Origin of the sequence: Chitinophaga dinghuensis, from assembly GCF_003259435.1 — a bacterium.
In the GTDB taxonomy this organism is placed as follows: domain Bacteria; phylum Bacteroidota; class Bacteroidia; order Chitinophagales; family Chitinophagaceae; genus Chitinophaga; species Chitinophaga dinghuensis.
On the sequence record NZ_QLMA01000004.1, the window covers coordinates 517,386 to 534,733 of the forward strand.

The 17,348-nt window shown below is 45.8% G+C and carries 15 protein-coding genes; 5 read left to right on the plus strand and 10 right to left on the minus strand.

Features of this window, described 5'->3' with window-relative positions; translation table 11 throughout:
* Nucleotides 1–20: 20 nt before the first annotated feature.
* A complete protein-coding gene (locus CLV59_RS14255) occupies nucleotides 21–1,280 on the minus strand; it encodes a dihydroorotase (protein ID WP_111592710.1) in 1,260 nt (419 codons plus the stop codon).
* Between the two features lie 162 nt (nucleotides 1,281–1,442).
* Between CLV59_RS14255 and CLV59_RS14260 the strand changes: the two genes are divergently transcribed.
* On the plus strand, nucleotides 1,443–2,393 hold the full coding sequence (locus tag CLV59_RS14260) for a HEAT repeat domain-containing protein (protein WP_111592711.1): 951 nt from the start codon (nucleotides 1,443–1,445) through the stop codon (nucleotides 2,391–2,393).
* Nucleotides 2,394–2,450: 57 nt separating this feature from the next.
* Nucleotides 2,451–4,613 (plus strand): S9 family peptidase, encoded by a 2,163-nt coding sequence (locus CLV59_RS14265; RefSeq protein ID WP_111592712.1) that lies wholly within the window; start codon nucleotides 2,451–2,453, stop codon nucleotides 4,611–4,613.
* Nucleotides 4,614–4,691: 78 nt separating this feature from the next.
* Here CLV59_RS14265 and CLV59_RS14270 read toward each other — a convergent pair whose 3' ends face one another.
* The 3 genes from CLV59_RS14270 to CLV59_RS14280 all read right to left on the minus strand — a co-directional run bounded on the left by CLV59_RS14270 (nucleotide 4,692) and on the right by CLV59_RS14280 (nucleotide 7,957).
* Nucleotides 4,692–5,363: a DUF1349 domain-containing protein gene (locus CLV59_RS14270; protein ID WP_111592713.1), complete on the minus strand. Its 672-nt coding sequence runs from the start codon at nucleotides 5,361–5,363 to the stop codon at nucleotides 4,692–4,694.
* A 30-nt stretch (nucleotides 5,364–5,393) separates the two neighbouring features.
* Complete coding sequence (locus tag CLV59_RS14275; protein WP_111592714.1) at nucleotides 5,394–6,509, minus strand: SGNH/GDSL hydrolase family protein; 1,116 nt, start codon at nucleotides 6,507–6,509, stop codon at nucleotides 5,394–5,396.
* 425 nt (nucleotides 6,510–6,934) lie between these two features.
* On the minus strand, nucleotides 6,935–7,957 hold the full coding sequence (locus CLV59_RS14280) for a LacI family DNA-binding transcriptional regulator (protein WP_111592715.1): 1,023 nt from the start codon (nucleotides 7,955–7,957) through the stop codon (nucleotides 6,935–6,937).
* A gap of 393 nt (nucleotides 7,958–8,350) precedes the next feature.
* On the opposite strand from CLV59_RS14280, the gene CLV59_RS14285 reads away from it, so the two are divergent.
* The gene (locus tag CLV59_RS14285) at nucleotides 8,351–9,214 is read left to right on the plus strand and encodes an OmpA/MotB family protein (protein WP_111592716.1); all 864 of its coding nucleotides are present in this window, start codon (nucleotides 8,351–8,353) and stop codon (nucleotides 9,212–9,214) included.
* Between the two features lie 41 nt (nucleotides 9,215–9,255).
* Here the strand turns inward: CLV59_RS14285 and CLV59_RS14290 are convergent, their stop codons facing one another.
* Nucleotides 9,256–9,750: a DUF2867 domain-containing protein gene (locus CLV59_RS14290; protein ID WP_111592717.1), complete on the minus strand. Its 495-nt coding sequence runs from the start codon at nucleotides 9,748–9,750 to the stop codon at nucleotides 9,256–9,258.
* Between the two features lie 89 nt (nucleotides 9,751–9,839).
* Here CLV59_RS14290 and CLV59_RS14295 point away from each other — a divergent pair, with 89 nt between their 5' ends.
* Together CLV59_RS14295 and CLV59_RS14305 are read left to right on the plus strand one after the other, a co-directional pair.
* A complete protein-coding gene (locus tag CLV59_RS14295) occupies nucleotides 9,840–10,310 on the plus strand; it encodes a DinB family protein (protein WP_245950868.1) in 471 nt (156 codons plus the stop codon).
* A gap of 383 nt (nucleotides 10,311–10,693) precedes the next feature.
* Nucleotides 10,694–11,053 carry a hypothetical protein gene (locus CLV59_RS14305; protein ID WP_111592720.1) on the plus strand — a complete coding sequence of 120 codons (360 nt, stop codon included), beginning with the start codon at nucleotides 10,694–10,696 and terminating at the stop codon, nucleotides 11,051–11,053.
* A 5-nt stretch (nucleotides 11,054–11,058) separates the two neighbouring features.
* Here the strand turns inward: CLV59_RS14305 and CLV59_RS14310 are convergent, their stop codons facing one another.
* From CLV59_RS14310 to CLV59_RS14330, 5 genes are read right to left on the minus strand one after another with little or no spacing between them, the layout of a single operon-like run.
* The gene (locus CLV59_RS14310; protein WP_111592721.1) at nucleotides 11,059–12,057 is read right to left on the minus strand and encodes an L-histidine N(alpha)-methyltransferase; all 999 of its coding nucleotides are present in this window, start codon (nucleotides 12,055–12,057) and stop codon (nucleotides 11,059–11,061) included.
* A 28-nt stretch (nucleotides 12,058–12,085) separates the two neighbouring features.
* Nucleotides 12,086–13,237 carry an ergothioneine biosynthesis protein EgtB gene (gene egtB / locus CLV59_RS14315; RefSeq protein WP_111592722.1) on the minus strand — a complete coding sequence of 384 codons (1,152 nt, stop codon included), beginning with the start codon at nucleotides 13,235–13,237 and terminating at the stop codon, nucleotides 12,086–12,088.
* A 7-nt stretch (nucleotides 13,238–13,244) separates the two neighbouring features.
* A complete protein-coding gene (locus CLV59_RS14320; protein ID WP_111592723.1) occupies nucleotides 13,245–14,810 on the minus strand; it encodes an ABC transporter permease/substrate-binding protein in 1,566 nt (521 codons plus the stop codon).
* A gap of 3 nt (nucleotides 14,811–14,813) precedes the next feature.
* On the minus strand, nucleotides 14,814–15,758 hold the full coding sequence (locus tag CLV59_RS14325; RefSeq protein ID WP_111592724.1) for an ABC transporter ATP-binding protein: 945 nt from the start codon (nucleotides 15,756–15,758) through the stop codon (nucleotides 14,814–14,816).
* Between the two features lie 44 nt (nucleotides 15,759–15,802).
* The gene (locus CLV59_RS14330) at nucleotides 15,803–17,188 is read right to left on the minus strand and encodes a mercuric reductase (protein ID WP_111592725.1); all 1,386 of its coding nucleotides are present in this window, start codon (nucleotides 17,186–17,188) and stop codon (nucleotides 15,803–15,805) included.
* Between the last annotated feature and the right edge of the window lie 160 nt (nucleotides 17,189–17,348).

The following is a 17,348-nucleotide window of genomic DNA, read 5'->3' on the forward strand; positions in this document are numbered from 1 at the left end:
TAGGAATATAAGAACCAGGTTTATTTTGCTACTTGCCCATTATTTACCACAGCTACGGCTCTTCCTTTGAGGGCAGCTCCAATATACGCTGAATTTTTGGACCTGGAAGCAATATCTGCTTCGGTGAAAATCCATTCTTCATCTGGGTTGAATACCGTGAGGTTTGCTACAGCGCCTTCCTGGAGGGAAGGTTGTTGCAGGCCGAATATTTTACGAGGATGGTCTGTCAGCATGGCCAGCAAATGATCCAGTGCGACTTCCGGCAGATGTTTGCGGAGTACGCCGAAGGTGCTTTCCAGGCCAATCATACCATTTTTTGCATATTCAAACTCCAATACTTTGGCATCCCAGTCCTGTGGCAGGTGATGGGTGGCAAAGCAATCGATAATACCATTTTTTACGGCATCCTGTAATGCTTTCACATCGTCGGCGCCTCTGAGAGGAGGGTTTACTTTCAGATTGGTGTCGTAGTTGATCAGGCTGGCATCTGTGAGCGACAGGTGATAAGGCGTTACAGAGCAGGTTATTTTGATGCCTTGCGCTTTAGCGGCGGCAATCATTTCAACAGATTTGCGGGTAGTAATGCCGGTTATATGGAGATGCGAGTCTGTATATTTTGCCAGTTCTATATCGCGTTGTACGATCAGTTCTTCTGCCAGGGCGGGTTTGCCAGGCATACCCAGTTGGGTGGAGTAAATACCTTCGTTCATCAGGCCATGTGCAGAAACGCTTTGATCATCCGGTAACTGGATCAGGGTACCGTTGAATGCTTTGATGTACTGCAGCGCTTTCAGGAGGAGGCCAGGCGATTGAATAGGTTTCCAGCCATCAGAGAAGGCTACTGCGCCAGCTTGTTTCATTTCATACATTTCGGCGAGTCCGGCGCCTTCCAGGTTTTTGGTAGCGGCGCCTATAGGCAGTACGTTTACCGCACTGTGGCGTGTTTTACTGATGACATATTCTACCTGTGCTTTGGTATGAAGGGCAGGCTGGGTGTTGGGAACAACCATTACGGTTGTATAACCGCCTTTTGCTGCTGCCTGGACACCGCTGTAAAGGTCTTCTTTATGTTCCTGGCCTGGGTCAGAGAAATGGGAGAAAATATCCATCCATCCTGCTGAAACATGCAGGTTTTCACCTGAAATAACAGTAGCATGGCTATCTTCCAGGTGGTCCGCCACTTGCTGGATAATGCCGTTATGAATGGAAATGTCTTTTTGCTGCCCGTGGAAAGGAGAGGAAGGCGCTAAAATTTTGACGTTTTTGAGTAATATGTGCATCTGTAAGTCTGTTCTAATAAATCGAAACCGATCCAAAAATACCGCAGCAAATGTAGTATAAAACTGTTAATGAAAGAGGGGAGTCCGCACATTTAAGCAGCTTTGTTCAGGTTGGTATGGTTCTTGGAAATGCTGGGGTAGCAGATCAAAATAACAACAGCGATGGACTATATTCAAAACCTCATCAGCCGGATATGCGACCGATCAGATCAGCTCCAGGAAACTCAGACAATCAGCTGGCAGGCGCTCCGGGAGGCCGAACAGCTGGCCAATCATGCCTACATTCCCGTCCTGTATCAGTACATTGAACACGAGGACGACAAGGAAAGAAGGAGAGCAGCTTTGTATATCATAGCGCAGCTGTCCCGCAATACAAATGACCCTGAAGTTATTCGCTTTTTAATCGACCGGCTTAAGATAGAGCAAGATCCGGATATGATTACCGGTATTCAACAGGACCTGGAACGGGGCCTGCCGGTTCCTTCTTACATCAATGTGCAGCCCTTGCTGAATAATACCCTGTCTGCCAATACCAATGTACGCAGGTCCGCCCTGCTTGCCCTCAAAGGAACCAAAAATCCTATGGTGGAAGATTGGATATTACAGGTGTTACAACGTACTGTAAACGAATATGATATATATTATATTACCGTCTTGTTAAATAAGATTGCCACCCGCAAGAGTCTGGCGGCCTTAAAAAGATTACTGGAGCATCACCGTCATGATGTGAGGAGTCTGGCATTTGCCACTATTGCCGATATAGAACGGGAGAAAGAGGTATTGTTCTATGCCCGTTGCCTGATGCGTGGGCAATTGAAATTTGAGGCCATGCAGGCGATTTACAAGTATGCTGATGAAAACGCCATACAGGCGGTAATAAATCGTATCACCGAGTTACTTTCCCGCAAAAGAACGGGTGAAGCGCATCATCTCAATAATGACTCGCACAAAACTGGTTTCACAGACCTGATGCTGGGGATGGAGTTCCTTTGGAAATTCCGGGCAGCTAAAGCGGAAGTAAAGAAGACCTTCTCCTGGATTGCAGAAAAACGGGCCGATTATCTGTTACCGGAAGAACGGGAATGGATACAGCGGAATGGGGCGGTAAGCTGATTACACGCGGTAAACAGGCTTCTTTTGGTTACATTCGCATCCTAAAAAGTTTAAAGGATGAAAAAAGCGTTCCTAGTGCTTTTGACTGGATGTGTGATGAGTGCCTGGCAATATACCTATGCCCAGCAGCGGATGTACACCATGTCGGAGGCTACCAATGGGCTTCGCATGGAGCTGGCCCCCGAAAAGCTGAAAATGTTTGAATGGATTCCCGGTGAAAACGCCTACACAAGAGCTGTCTCAGCAAATGGCTCCACCGCCTGGGTGAAATACAGCGTTCCTTCCATGAAAGCGGATACTTTATTGACGGCCGCTAATCTGAGTGATCAACTGTTCTCCGGAAATGCGCTTCGCAGCCTGCCAATGCTCAAGTGGATCAATGCTTCCAATGCCTGGTTTGCAATGGGTAACAAGGTATATACCGTTTCCCAGAAAGAAGGGAAATGGCAGGGAGCTTCGCTTTGCACACTGCCGGAGGGAGCGGAAAATGTCTCCCTAAACCCTAAAAGCAATCAGATAGCCTTTACTGTCAACAATAACCTCTTCCTTCGTACTGCCGATGGTCGTACCCTCCCGGTAACAAATGACGCCGATGCGAACATTGTGAACGGAAAGAGCGTACACCGCGATGAATTCGGTATCAGCGGTGGCATATTTTTCTCTCCAAACGGTGACCAGCTGGCCTTCTACCGTATGGATCAACGAATGGTGAATGATTATCCGGTGGTAGACTGGTCTGTAGTACCAGCAAAAGCCAACCTGATAAAATACCCGATGGCCGGCGGTAAATCTCACGAAGTAACCCTTGGCATCTACCAACCAACCACACAAAAAACGATATTTCTGAAAACCGGTCTGCCAGCAGATCATTACCTCACAGGAGTTACCTGGGCGCCGGATCAGCAGTCTGTCTATATTGCCATTCTTAATCGCGAGCAAAATCACCTCTGGTTGAATCAGTACAGCACCGCTACCGGCGACCTGGTGAAAACACTTTTTGAAGAAACAGACAGCAAATATGTGCATCCGGAACATGGGCTGACATTCGTACCTGGTAAAAACGATCAGTTCATCTGGTATTCCGACAGAGATGGTTTCCGTCATCTGTACCTCTACAATACCAACGGACAATTAATTCGTCAGCTGACAAAAGGCGAGTGGGTAGTGAATGATATCCTGGGCTTCAACTCCGGCACAGGCGAAATCGTGATTACCACCGCGAAAGAAAGTCCAATGGAGAAACATGCATATGCAGTTTCTCTGAAAAATGCAGCAATGCGTCGACTGGATAATGCAGCGGGATGGCATGAAGCGCAACTAAGTCATGATGGTAATTACTTGCTGGATGTATACAGCTCAGCTAATGTTCCTGCTGTTTCGCAGGTAGTGGCGGTAAAAGGTAAATGGGCGCAAACGCTGCTGGAAAGTAAGGATGCACTGAAGGAATTCAAACGTCCTGAAATCCGGAATGTTACCCTGAAAGCAGATGATGGTACGCCATTGTATGGTAAAATAATTCTGCCGACAGATTTCGATTCTACCCGTAAATATCCGGTGATTGTATATCTCTATAATGGCCCTAACGTACAGCTGATCAAGAATACCTGGCCTGCCAGCGGCAATCTGTGGTATGAATATATGGCGCAGCATGGCTATATCGTATTTACGATGGATGGTCGGGGTAGTCTGAACAGAGGAATGGCTTTTGAACAGGCTACTTTCCGTCAGTTAGGTACTGTGGAGATGAATGACCAGCTGCAGGGCGTGGCCTACCTGAAGTCACTTCCTTATGTAAATGCCGACAAAATGGGCGTACATGGCTGGAGCTTCGGAGGATTTATGACCACATCGCTGATGTTACGTCATCCGGATGTGTTTAAAGCAGCAGTAGCGGGTGGTCCGGTAATTGACTGGTCTATGTATGAAATCATGTATACAGAGCGTTACATGGATACGCCGCAGGAAAATCCGCAGGGATATGCAGATAACAACCTGCTCACTAAAACAAAAAATCTGAAAGGCCATCTGATGTTGATTCATGGTACCAATGATGATGTGGTAGTATGGCAGCATTCCATTAAGTTCCTGAAATCCTGTGTGGATACGGGTACGCAAGTGGATTATTTTGTTTATCCAGGACATTTACATAATGTGTTGGGGAAAGACAGGGTTCATTTGATGCAGAAGATTACAGATTACTTTGATCTTTATCTCAAATAAAATAAATATCAAACAGTCAAATAAAAACGGGCGACATCTTAGATGTCGCCCGTTTTTATTTGCAAGCATATGGCGCGATTACTCGCCGGTATTGCCGTTGGTAAACCCTTTGGGGGAATACTGGATATCAGAGAATATACTTTCGCAGCTGGCGCCGAGTGGCGACTGGGAAGAGAAGCCCAGTTTGATTTTGCCGCCAGGCTGGAAATTTACTTGTCGCGCTGCTACCCATGTTTTTCCATCCATAGAATAGAACATACCATAGAAGTTTCCTCTTTTGCTCAGGCGCATCCATACTTCATTCGTTGGTGCGACTGCGTTATTGGCGTCGTCTGTGTAGGTGTTGGTAACGCCGGAGCAGACAGACATGGTGCCATAATGACTTTTTTCAAAAAGAAATTTGATATAATGGGTACTATCTGCATATACGAAAATTGCGCCGCCATCATAGGTATCTTTGAAGCCTACTTTTAGTTTAGCAGTAACGGTGAAGTCTGCGTCTGGATTGAAAAGCAGGATAGGTGCGGTGGTCATTTTAAAATCTCCGCCACCATAGTGGAAGAAGTCGGTTCCCTTGCCGGCGACAATGCTGATATTATCGTGTTTAGCTACAGCGTTGGCGGGTTTATTCAGCCAGTAACCAGCGGAGGGAAAGCCTTTCAGGCGAACGGAATCTTCCGTAGCAGCAAAAGAACGGGTAGAAAAGGCCATACCGAGTAAGGCTAACAGTAAAGCATATACGCTTTTCATTGTGTCGATTTTTGGTTTTATGTAGAGAGATCAGGGTTTACCTTTTGTCAACTTTTGTAATGTGGGGAGAATATGGGCAGCAAAGCGTTCCATGCCTACATCGGTAGGGTGAACGCCATCCACGGTACCTTCATGATCTTCGCCGATAAAGTTTTCTCCCGTCATGTAATACAGATTTTTAAAGCCCAGTTTTTGTAGATCGGCATAGGCTTTTTTCAGTTCTGCTTGTTTTTTGAGTGCAATCTCTTTAACAGAAGGGGTGAAGTAGGCGCTTTCATACATGAAATTTTCTACGAGGAGGATAGGTACGCCTGGTTTGCAGGTACGGATTTGTTGCACCAGTTTAACAGCTCTTTCGTGGATAAGATCTGGCGTAGTATTCGGATTGCAATCGATCACAAAGAGAGCAGGATCTGTTTCGCAGAGGGCTTCGCCAACATTGGTTTCGAACATACCGTTGCCGCTGAATCCGAAGTTGATGATAGGGCGTTGCAGTTTGCGTACGAGGATGTTGGTGTAGGCCATGCCTGGTCTGGAAGCGCAGCCGCCTTGTGCGATACTGCTGCCGTAGTAGACGATAGGTTTTTTATCTAATAAGAACTGACTGGCGGGCGGGGTAATTTCTGCACCGGCATTCACGCCGATAGATAAGGAGTCCACACCGTCGTATAATGGCAGGAAGAGGAGGTATTCCCTTTCAACCTGTTGTTCGCCGTTTAGGAGGGTACGTTCTGAGCTGCCGGAATTGTCCGGGATGCCGCTGTTTACGAACTGCCAGTTGTTATTTACAAGCGCATAGAGATCAAGTCCTTTGATACCAGTGGCCGTCATGTGGTTCATGCTGGCATTGTTCTTTACTTTCCATTTAGCGGAGATCGCAGCAGCATTGGAGCGGAAGCGGATGGCAATGCCGGCAGAATTGAGGCTGAGGGCCCAGACTTCCGGGCGTACTGTTGCCTTGAATTTTTCCGGCAGGCGGTTATAATTATGTTCCTGGTGATACTTATCTATCACAGGAAATTCCATGGCGTCGTGATAAATGAAAGTTGTTTTAGGTTTGGCCGGATTTGTTTGGGCCTGTAGCATGGTTGTTGTAAAAAGGGCTGGCAGTAAGGATTTCAGCCGGCGAAGCAGCAATTTTTTCATTTGTTGGAATTATTTACGGAATGAATTGCGAGCCAAGCTAATAAAAAACAATGGATTTTGCCAATTACGCAAACGCTTGCGTGGTTAACGCAAGCGTTTGCGTAGATGATATGTAAAAACATTTGCTTAAAATAGTGGTGTAATTGGTAAAGAGAGTAAAATTTCTTTACGCAAGAAAAGCAGCTTATTTAGAACAGTGAACAGTACGGCGCATACAGTGAACAATTATCGCGCCAACAGTGAACAAAAGGATCGCATTTTTCCAAATGCGTGTTACAGTGAATAACGCACATTTGGTTGTGCAACAGTGAACAATTTTATCTTACAGACAGTGAACAGCGTCGTGACCTGCCATAGTAAAAATGCTGTGGCTAGGTTTGCGGCAGAAACGATGTTTTACTAAAAATCAATATCCAACCATTTATTTAGGTATGTAATACCAATTGCGACTCCATGATGCGTTGCTGATAATCGTTGAGTGGTAATGTGCCATTCAGGATATCGAGTAGCATGTTGGTGGCTGCCTGCCCTTGTTCGTAAGGAAATTGTTCTACGGATGCCGCGGGTGGAAATGCAGTGTAACTGCTCACCGGCGTATTGGCGTAAGATACAAAAGTAATGTCTTTATTTATTTCCAGTTTTTGTTTGAGTGCATATTGCACTGCATCCATGGCTACATAGTCGTTGAAAGTCACCACAGCCGTCACTTTTCTTTTGAGTGTCAGCAGGTGCTGCATGGCAGCGTCGGTACCTGCAGCGGTAAGGTCGGCGTTTACAATCAGTTCAGGATCATATTTCAGGCGATGTTTGCCCAGGGCGCGGATATATCCGGCGGCTCTTTCTTTGCTGGCCATCAGTTGTTCGGGGCCGTTGATCATTCCTATGCAGCGATGTCCTTTTTTCAGCAGGAAATCTACCGCTTGAACGGTACCTGATTCCAGGTTACAGGAAACGGAGTGGATATTAGGAAGATCGGGGATACGATCGAAGAATACCACCGGTATTTTCGCTTGCCGAAGCATTTCAAAATGGTCGTAGTTACTGGTATTTTTTCCGATAGACACGATACATCCGTCTACCCGGTGTTGTTTGAAGCTTTGAATGATTTGTTTTTCCCTGGCCTCGTCATCGTGGGATTGCCCCAGGAGGACGGTGTAATTGTTGCTGTAGGCCGTGTCTTCAATACCGCTGATAGCGCTGGAGAAAAAGGCTTCAGAGAGCTCTGGCAACAGGATACCGATGGTAAATGTTTTGCCTTGCTGAAAGAAAATAGCAGTCTGATTGCGTTCATATCCCAGTTCAGCAGCTAACTGCTGTACTCTGGCCTTCGTTCTGAGGCCAATACTGTGATGATCATGCAATGCTCTGGATACGGTAGATACAGAGATATTCAGCCTTTTTGCAATTTCCTTTATTGTTGGTTGACCCGAAGAAACCACCTTTCTCATACATTACAGCAATTATTGGAAAAACAGATACAGTGAACAAGCTGGCGGGTAAGTTACTCAGATAATCCTAAACATCCCTGCTTTTTTTGTCGCTTAAAGTTAGTGAACAGACCAGTAACGAAAATAATAATAGTTTATAAAAATCGACATGTGTCGGGTAGCGAAGCTCCTGGCAGGCCTTGCGAGTGGGCCGTATTATAAATTAAATATTTACAGATACATGATTGCAATTATATTTAAATATATGTAACTAATCAAATTTTAATTCAAATGGCAAGGTTTTGTTAATTCTAAGCAGATTCGGCCTGTTATTTGCTTATAGCGCATTAACTTGCCAACGTCCTTTTGTTACCCATTAACGATTTTTTATAAGATTATTTAAATGTAAACTTTATGAAAATAGACCGTTTTATCCTGCCTGTGCTTGCTGTTTCAACCGTACTGGCATCTTGTTCTGCTCCGAAAAAGCTTCGGGAATCTGAAGCAAGAAATGCCCGTTTAGACAGCCTCTATAAGGCAACAACGGAGAAGCTGAGACAATGCGATGAGGATGCTGCGAGAGCTGCCGCAAACTATAAGGATCGTATTCAGAACATGACGGAAAAGCAACAAGCGTTACAGACAAACAATACGCAAATGTTGGAACACCTGAAGGAACTGTCTGTTATTTCCAGTTCCCAGGCGGAAAGTATCAAGAAATCACTGGACAATATCGGTGCGAAAGATGCTTACATTAAGGATCTGCAAGGTGCAATTGCCCGCAAAGACTCTCTTAATATGCAGCTGGTCCTGAATCTGAAAGGCGCCATTGGCAACCTGGATGATAAAGACATCAATATCAAAGTGGAAAAAGGAGTAGTTTACATTGACATCTCCGATAAACTGCTGTTTAAAAGCGGTAGCTATGATGTAACTGACAGAGCGAAAGATGTATTAGGTAAAGTGGCGAAAGTACTGCTGAACCAGCCTGATATTGAATTCATGGTGGAAGGTCATACAGACAATGTACCTTATCGTCCGAATGTATTACTGGATAACTGGGATCTGTCTGTTAAACGTGCGACTTCCGTAGTACGTATTCTGCAGAACCAATACGGTATTCCTCCTGCAAGGATGACTGCTGCCGGTCGCTCTGAATTTGTACCTGTTTCCAGCAATGATACGCCGGAAGGTAAAGCGGCTAACCGCAGAACAAGAATCGTGATTCTGCCTCAGCTGGATCAGTTCTTCAAACTGCTGGAAAAACCAGGTAACTAATATTAACGGAAATCATCATAACCATAAAAGCCGTCTCTCCATCAGAGGCGGCTTTTATCATTTTTATAGTGGATAATACCTTGCAACATACCCGGAAAAATGAAGCCATGGAATGGCCAGACACTCCACCAATAAAGCTCCCCAGCCAACCCACGCGGAACGTAGATGGCCGTTTGGACCAGTGTCTCCCCCAATACCTCAAAATGTAACCACGCTTCTCCAGGCACTTTCATCTCCGCTTGCAGCAACAATACGCCTTGTTGTCGGTTAGCGGCTAATACCCGCCAAAAATCCGTATAATCGCCTGTTTGAAGCGTTATTTCGTCCTTTCTGCCTCTCCGTAAGCCTGGACCGCCTACTAGCTCGTCCATCCAGCCCCGGACCTTCCAAAGAAGATTTCCATAATACCAGCCCCGTTTTCCGCCAATGGCAAAGAAATTGGCAATGGCTTGCTCTTTATCCATATATCTGGAGACACGAACGTCCTTGTAATACTTCCTGCCCCCTATGTATTGATTCCAATATGCTATATTCATACTTTCAAATGCGCAGCGAAATTACGTGTTCCAGACATTCATGAAAAATGCTTACATTCAGTAACACCCTAAATGTTTGTGATATGGATATGCAAAAACAAATTGTAAAATCCCTGAAAGACTTACTGCTACAGGGAAATGCGCATGTTACACTGACCGACGCCATTAAACATCTGCCCGCCGATATGCGTGGCGTTGTACCAGATAACATGCCATACAGTATCTGGCAACTGGTAGAACATATCCGCATTACACAATGGGATATCCTGGAATTCAGCCGCAATCCACATTATAAAGAAATGAACTGGCCACACGACTACTGGCCTAAAGAAACAGCCCCCAGAGACGAAGCACATTGGAAAAAGTCGCTTGATAAAATTAAGGAAGAGCTACATGATTTTATTGCACTACTGGAAAAACCAGAGGCAGCCTTGTTCGAGCCCTTTGCACACGGAGACGGGCAGCACTTATTCCGGGAAGCCGTGCTGATAGCGGATCATACGGCTTATCATACAGGGGAAATTGTTACCTTGCGGAGAATGTTGAAATGCTGGCCTTGAGTTTTTTCTCGCAAAGGGCGCAGAGAGGCAAAGGTCGCAGAGGATTGTGTTTTGATTTTTTCACGCAAAGCAGCAAAGGAGGGAGGCAGCAAGGGATTGTGTTTTGTTGTTTTTTCACGCAAAGCAGCAAAGGAGGGAGGCAGCAAGGGATTGTGTTTTGTTGTTTTTTTCACGCAAAGCAGCAAAGGAGGGAGGCAGCAAGGGATTGTGTTTTGTTGTTTTTTCACGCAAAGCAGCAAAGAGGCAAAGAGATGGATGTGGAGGAGGGGAGATGTATGCGAATGGGCTTGCAATGTGGCGTAGAAGGAGCTGGGCTGCTGGGCTACTGAGCTGCTGGCATTTGTGTTGATGCGCTATTCAAATGTTTATACCTACTGACTCCCGTGCAGGAGCAGATTACGCTGGAAACAGAGGAGCTTCCAATAGTACTTACTTTCATAGATAACGATAACTGGTCTTTGCTGACTACCAGACGTGTATATACTGTTGATGATAAAAAGCGGTATCAGGTTTCCAATACAGACATGAAGGATGTATCCTTTTCTTTGAGAGGCAAGACTTCCATCACATTAATGGATGATAACACTATTCCGGTTTTTATAGAACCGGGCAAGCCTTCTATGGCAATATATAACGGGATCACCGAGTCAATTTTTCGAGTAAAATGGTTTGCCCGCACAAAATCAATGGGACTGCCATTAGTTCCTGCTGATGGAATTAGGGGAAAAAAGCGGCATCAATGATGCGCTTATATCGCCTGCCATAAACAATCTACAAACCAATTGCGCTGGTCATGAAACTGCGTGATTGGTTTAAATCCTCCCAAAGCCGCCAGCTGATCAATTTCCACGGGATCATATTTCTGTGAGATCTCCATGTACAAAGGCTCATTTTCTTTAAAATTGATGATAACGTCTTCGCCTATACGCACCTGCTGATTGCATAAACTGATCAAGTAACTTTTACAAGCTCCTGTCATAGGATCGTAGGTAGGGAAGTGCTCAAATTTAGAGGTGTCGAAGTTGGCGTCCAGTTCCTTATTGATCCTGCGCAGCAGGTTGAAATTGAATTCCCGGGTAATACCTGCACTGTCGTTATAAGCATGTAAGATTAATTGTGGGTGCTTCTTCAGATCGAAGCCAGTGAGCAGTAAATCTCCTGGCTGAAGGTGACTACGCAACTGCTGACAGAAACTACGTGCAGCCGTTGGCGTGAAGTTGCCAATATTTGCTCCCATGAATAACAGTACTTTTCTCCGGGAGGAAAGTTGATTAACTGTTTCCAGCATGTTGAAATATTCGCCCAGTAATCCCTGGAACTTCAGTCCGGATAGCTTTTGAGGAAGCGTATTGTTTAATAACTGTATCACGTTGCCGGATATATCAATAGGGTAATACGTGTAGTCGGTACCGTTATTGAGCAGTTGTTGTAATAAGTGAACGGATTTGGAAGCGTCTCCTGCGCCGAGTTCCACGATATCGTAGCTGTCCGCATACTGATTGAAAGTAGCGGCGATATTAGAGGACTGCTGCATCATGATTTCCATTTCACAATCGGTCAGGTAATATTCCTGGCATTGCATGATTTGCTGGAAGAGGACATCGCCTTCGGCATCATAGAAATATTTAGGGTCCAGGTATTTCTGCTGCGCGCGGAGGCCTTGTACTACGTCATTGTAGAAAGCGTTGTTGTGGCGGAATGTTCTGCAAACAGTTGCTGGTGTTGGAATTACAGTAGGGTATGCCATAATGGAGTATTGTAATGTCTGAGAATAATTAACTTTTTGCCAGTCGGATACCGGTAAACTGCCATCGTAAAGGAGGATGGAAGAAATTGCGGTATGTTTTCCGGCTATGGTCTGGTGGGGTTACTTCGGAGGCGCCCCTCAGTACCATTTGGTTTACCATGAATTTCCCATTATACTCGCCGATAGCGCCTGGGGCTTTTTTAAAGCCGGGATAGGGGAGATAGGCACTTTCTGTCCATTCCCATCGCTGGCCCCAATGAAACTTATCTGCCGCCGCTTCCCACTCAAATTCTGTAGGCAGGCGGAATCCTTTCCAAGCGGCATATGCGGCCGCTTCGTAATAACTCACATGGCAGACCGGATCTTCCGGTTTTATCGGCTGTAAGCCTTGCCAGCCATATTGTTGCCATTGCCCATCTATATAATACCAGTATAAAGGAGCTTTTATTTCCCTGGTTTTCACCCAATCCCATCCTTCGGCATGCCAATAGCGAAAATCCGTATAGCCGCCAGCGTTAATGAACTCCAGGAAATCTGCATTGGACACTGGCGTAGAACTGATGGCATAATGCCCGAGGGATACCTGGTGTCTCCCTAACTCATTATCGAAACAAAATCCATTACCCTGATAGCCGATATCATAAATACCAGCAGGCATATCTATCCATTCCTGCGGATGTCCGTTACTGGCGATGGTAGCCCGATTCCGGTCATACGGCGGCATCAGGGGATTATGTCCGAGGATATATTTTATATCAGTGTACAGCAGTTCCTGGTGTTGTTCTTCATGATTTAAACCGAGTATCAGCAACGGTTCCAGCGCAGGCGGAATGGGTTTGGATAACCATTTTTCCATTGCATGATCCACATGGCGGCGGTATTGCATGATTTCCTCTACAGATGGTCTGCTGAGATTTCCTCTGTCGGTGCGGATTACACGGGAACCAACGGATTCGTAATAACTATTGAAAACGAAGTTATATTGAGGATCGAATTCCGTATAACCAGTAACGTTAGGTTGCAGGATAAATGTTTCGAAGAACCAAGTGGTATGGCCCAGGTGCCATTTCGGGGGACTCACATCTACCACGGGTTGTACCACATAATCTTCCGTTTTCAACGGGGAGCAGATGGTTTCAGAACGTTCTCTTACAGTTTTATATTTTTCGAGTAATTCCATAGTTCATTTATTTTTCCAGGTAGCGTGCCAGATCTGATATAGAGCGGATATGTAATTTTGTTGTTTGTTCCCGGCGCATCATCAGGGCGTATGTATTATTAAAACCGATGGGAGGCAGCCATTTAATGTGATATCTGCTTTCAAATTCCCGGCTCACATAATCGTACACTTTATTTTTATCCGCGATGATGGTGTCAGTAACTGACCGGGGAGCCTGGAGTATTGCCAGCAAACCGGTACCGCTATATTCGGGATACAAGTCAAGCTGATTATTGTTCAATGCATCGAAACAAATTTTTGTGCCTCCGAGTCCCAGTTTGGTACTTACAGCCAGATCTGTATGGCCTTCTATCAGCATTTTGTACATATTTGCCAGGATATAGCCATCTCCAAAAATTTTAGAGCCTATTCTGATAGTGCCTTTATTCCCGTTTCGGGCGGGTAGGAGGAGTCCCTGTTGCTGCAGGAAATCTGCCGCCACTTTTTCCGGGCTAAATTTCAGGTAATCCACCTGATAATTGAGCGCCGTCATTATGCTATCATTAATTGTACCAGCCAGGAGGTTAAGCGCTGGGGCCAGTTCCGGAAATTGAGAAAGTGTTTCTTCCCTGACAATAGGGGCCGCATAGTACGGGGGGAAAATATGTTTGTCGTCTTCCAGTACTACCAGGTCGTAGGCCTTTGCGCGGCCATCCGTACTGCTCCCTGAGATAATATCCACTGTTTTTTGTGCGGCAGCCTTGTACATAATCATATCACTGATGACCAGTGGTTGCAGGTGTATCCCATACACAGACCGGAGACCGATGTTTCCGTCTCTTCGCCCCATAAATTCGGGCGTGAAGCCCGCCTTTAGTTTACTACGACCTTCAAATGGAAGTAGATAAAAGGAGGATAGCAACAGAATAATGGCGGGGAATACGTATAGTCGCCAACGTGAGCGGGGTGATTTCATGTGTTGGAGCAGGGATATCAGCCAGTCGAACAATATGGCCAGAAGGGCTGCTGGTATTGCTCCGGCAAGGATCATATTGGAATTGTTCAGGGCTATACCGCCAAAAATAAATTCCCCTAATCCGCCGGCTGCAATATAAGCTGCTAGTGTAGCCACGCCTACATTGATAACAGTGGCAGTTCGGATTCCTGCCAATATAACGGGCATGGCTAGTGGTAATTGTACTTTGTACAGTAGCTGCCGGCTGCTCATGCCCATTCCTGTGGCCGCTTCCGTAATAGCGGAATCGACCCCCAGAATACCTGTGTAAGTATTACGGATGATAGGGAGTAAAGCATATAGAAATAGGGCTACTATAGCGGGTTTAGCGCCGATGCCCAGTAAAGGAATCATAAAACCCAGCAAAGCAATGCTGGGGATCGTTTGTAATACGCCCGCGATGCCAAGTACCATTCCTGCCAATGACTGTCGCCTGGTGATGAGAATGCCCAATGGCAGACCAATAGCAATAGCGAGCAGAACGGAAATGAAGGTGAGTCCGGTATGCGTGATGGTTTGTTGCAGCAGCTTGCCAGATTCCTGGTGTATGAATGTAAAAAATCCTATCTGTGGTTCCATCGCTTATTGTTTTTTGAATGCATGTAATCCATTCATGATTCCATCTCCGGTAATGGCTTTTACTTCATTGTTCCAGGATATGACGATGTCCTGTGTGCTGAGTGCCGAGAGTGCATTCCAGCAGGTATCTTCTGCCGTGAGTACCTGGTGCGCCTGCGGCAGACGCGTGTCTGGCAGACTTGCCCATATATCTTTAATCTTCAGGGTGGAGAGTTCCAGATGAAGACGTTGTCCGTCGAAGAAATTGCGCACAAAATCGTTTGCAGGCTGGAAGAGAAGAGCGGCAGGAGTACCCAGTTGCTGAATACGTCCTTCGTTCATCAGGCAAATGCGATCGCCCAGTTCCACTGCTTCTTCTATATCATGGGTTACCAGTACAACCGTTTTTGTGTGTAGCTCATCGAGGGATTTGAATTCTTTTCGTACAGTGGTACGCGTTAGAGGATCGAGTGCTCCAAACGGTTCATCCATGAGTAGCACCGGCGGATCGGCGGCCAGTGCGCGTGCGAGACCGACTCTTTGTTGCTGGCCTCCACTGAGTGCGGCAGGGTATTCCGAGGCGAAGGTGGCAGGAGGTAATTTGAGTTTTTCCATCAGTGCATTGCAGCGGGATTGGGTTTTTTCTTTGTCCCATCCCAGGAGTTCAGGCACTGTACTGATATTTTCCATAACGGTATAATGTGGGAAAAGGCCATGGTATTGTAATACGTAACCTATGCCTTTACGGAGATCAGTTGCAGGGAGATCTTTAATATTTTTTCCATTAACGAAAATCTGGCCGGTGCTGGGTTCCAGCAACCTGTTGATCATGCGCAGGGTGGTTGTTTTCCCGCAGCCGCTGGTCCCCAAAAGTACCATGATTTCACCATCTGCAATTTCCAGTGACAGATCTTCCACCGCATTTTTTCCATTTCCAAAAGATTTACTGACATGACTAAGTTGTATCATTCAAAAAGATGGTGTTGATGAGGAATTATATACACAGAATGCCCCTATTTATCCAGGGTCATAAAAAGATTATTTATTGATTCCGCATACAAGGGGTGTGCGAAAATCATTTCCTTAAGCTGAGTAGCGGTAAGATCGCCTGCCATGGCCATTTGTAGGATAGACATTATTTCACCGCCCTGTTCTCCTATGATAGCGGCGCCAAGAATTTTATCAGTAGCAGCATGTACCAGCGCTTTCATAAACCCGGTAGTATGGCCTGTCTCAATCGCTCTGGCTACTTTATCCATTCCCAGTACAGCTACTTTAAATGGATAGCCTTTCTGATTAGCTTCTTTTTCGGATAGCCCGATGCGTCCCAGTTGCGGGTCGGTAAACATGCAATAGGGGATTTGCCGGGCGAGCGTAGATATAGACTTTTTTTCTATCAGATTATGGTAAATAATGAGATGATCGTTATAGGAAACATGGGTGAAAGCAGGTCCTGGTTTTACATCTCCCAGTGCAAAAATTCCCGGGCAGGAAGTTTCCAGGTGATCATTGACTTGTACAAACCCGTGTTCATCGATGGTGACATTGGTTTTGTTCAGCTGAAGGTCTGCCGTTTGGGGCCTACGACCTGTGGCTACCAGTAAATGCGTACCTGTAATGGTTTTGCGGGAGGTGCCTGAAATAATATCCATGGTGATGGTAGTTCCATCTGTAGATATATTGGAAGGTTCAGATGAAGTATGGATTTTCATGCCTTCTTCCTCGAGCATTTTCCTGACTACGGCGGCTACATCTTCGTCCTCTCTTGACACCAGGTGCATACCAGGCTCGATCACTGTAACGTGACTGCCTAAACGCTGGTAGAGTTGCCCCATTTCCAGTCCTATGTAACTACCGCCTAGTACGATCAGTTCTTTTGGGATGACTGTCATGTCCAGGATAGTAGTGCTGGTAAGGTAATTAATCTGATGGATGCCAGGAATTTCAGGCACTGTGGTAGCTGCGCCGGTGTTGATAAAGATATAGGTTCCTTCCAGTTCCAGTGGCGGCTTTTCCTGTTGGGTAACCGTAATTTTTTTTACGCCGGAAAATGTTGCCTGGCCATGAATGATGCGAATATTGGGTTCGGCTTCCAGGGAGCGGAGGATATTATGGCGGAATCGTTGAACGATTTCATTTTTGCGTAATACGATGAAGGGGAGGTCTACGGTAATATCTCCTTCTGTATGGATGCCCCAGGAACTGCTGTGTTGGATGGTATTGGCCACCTTTGCGCAGGAGATCATGGATTTCGTGGGGGTACAGCCATCATTGATGCAGGTGCCACCGAGGAGGCGTTTTTCGATCAGGGCGGTTTTCATGCCTTTTTTTGCCAGTTTGCGGGCTAATGGCGTTCCACCCTGTCCGGACCCAATAATGATAGCATCAAATTTTTCCATATTCAAGGGTTTGAGTAAGAGGAAGGACCAATAACTATACCACGGGGACCAGCTGCAGAATTCTCTAAAATTAGGCTTTTTTTCCCGCAAAGCGTGGCTTGTTCGGAATGGCCATTTCGTTTAAAATGCGTACCTTTGCCCGCTGAAAATTTGATGAACC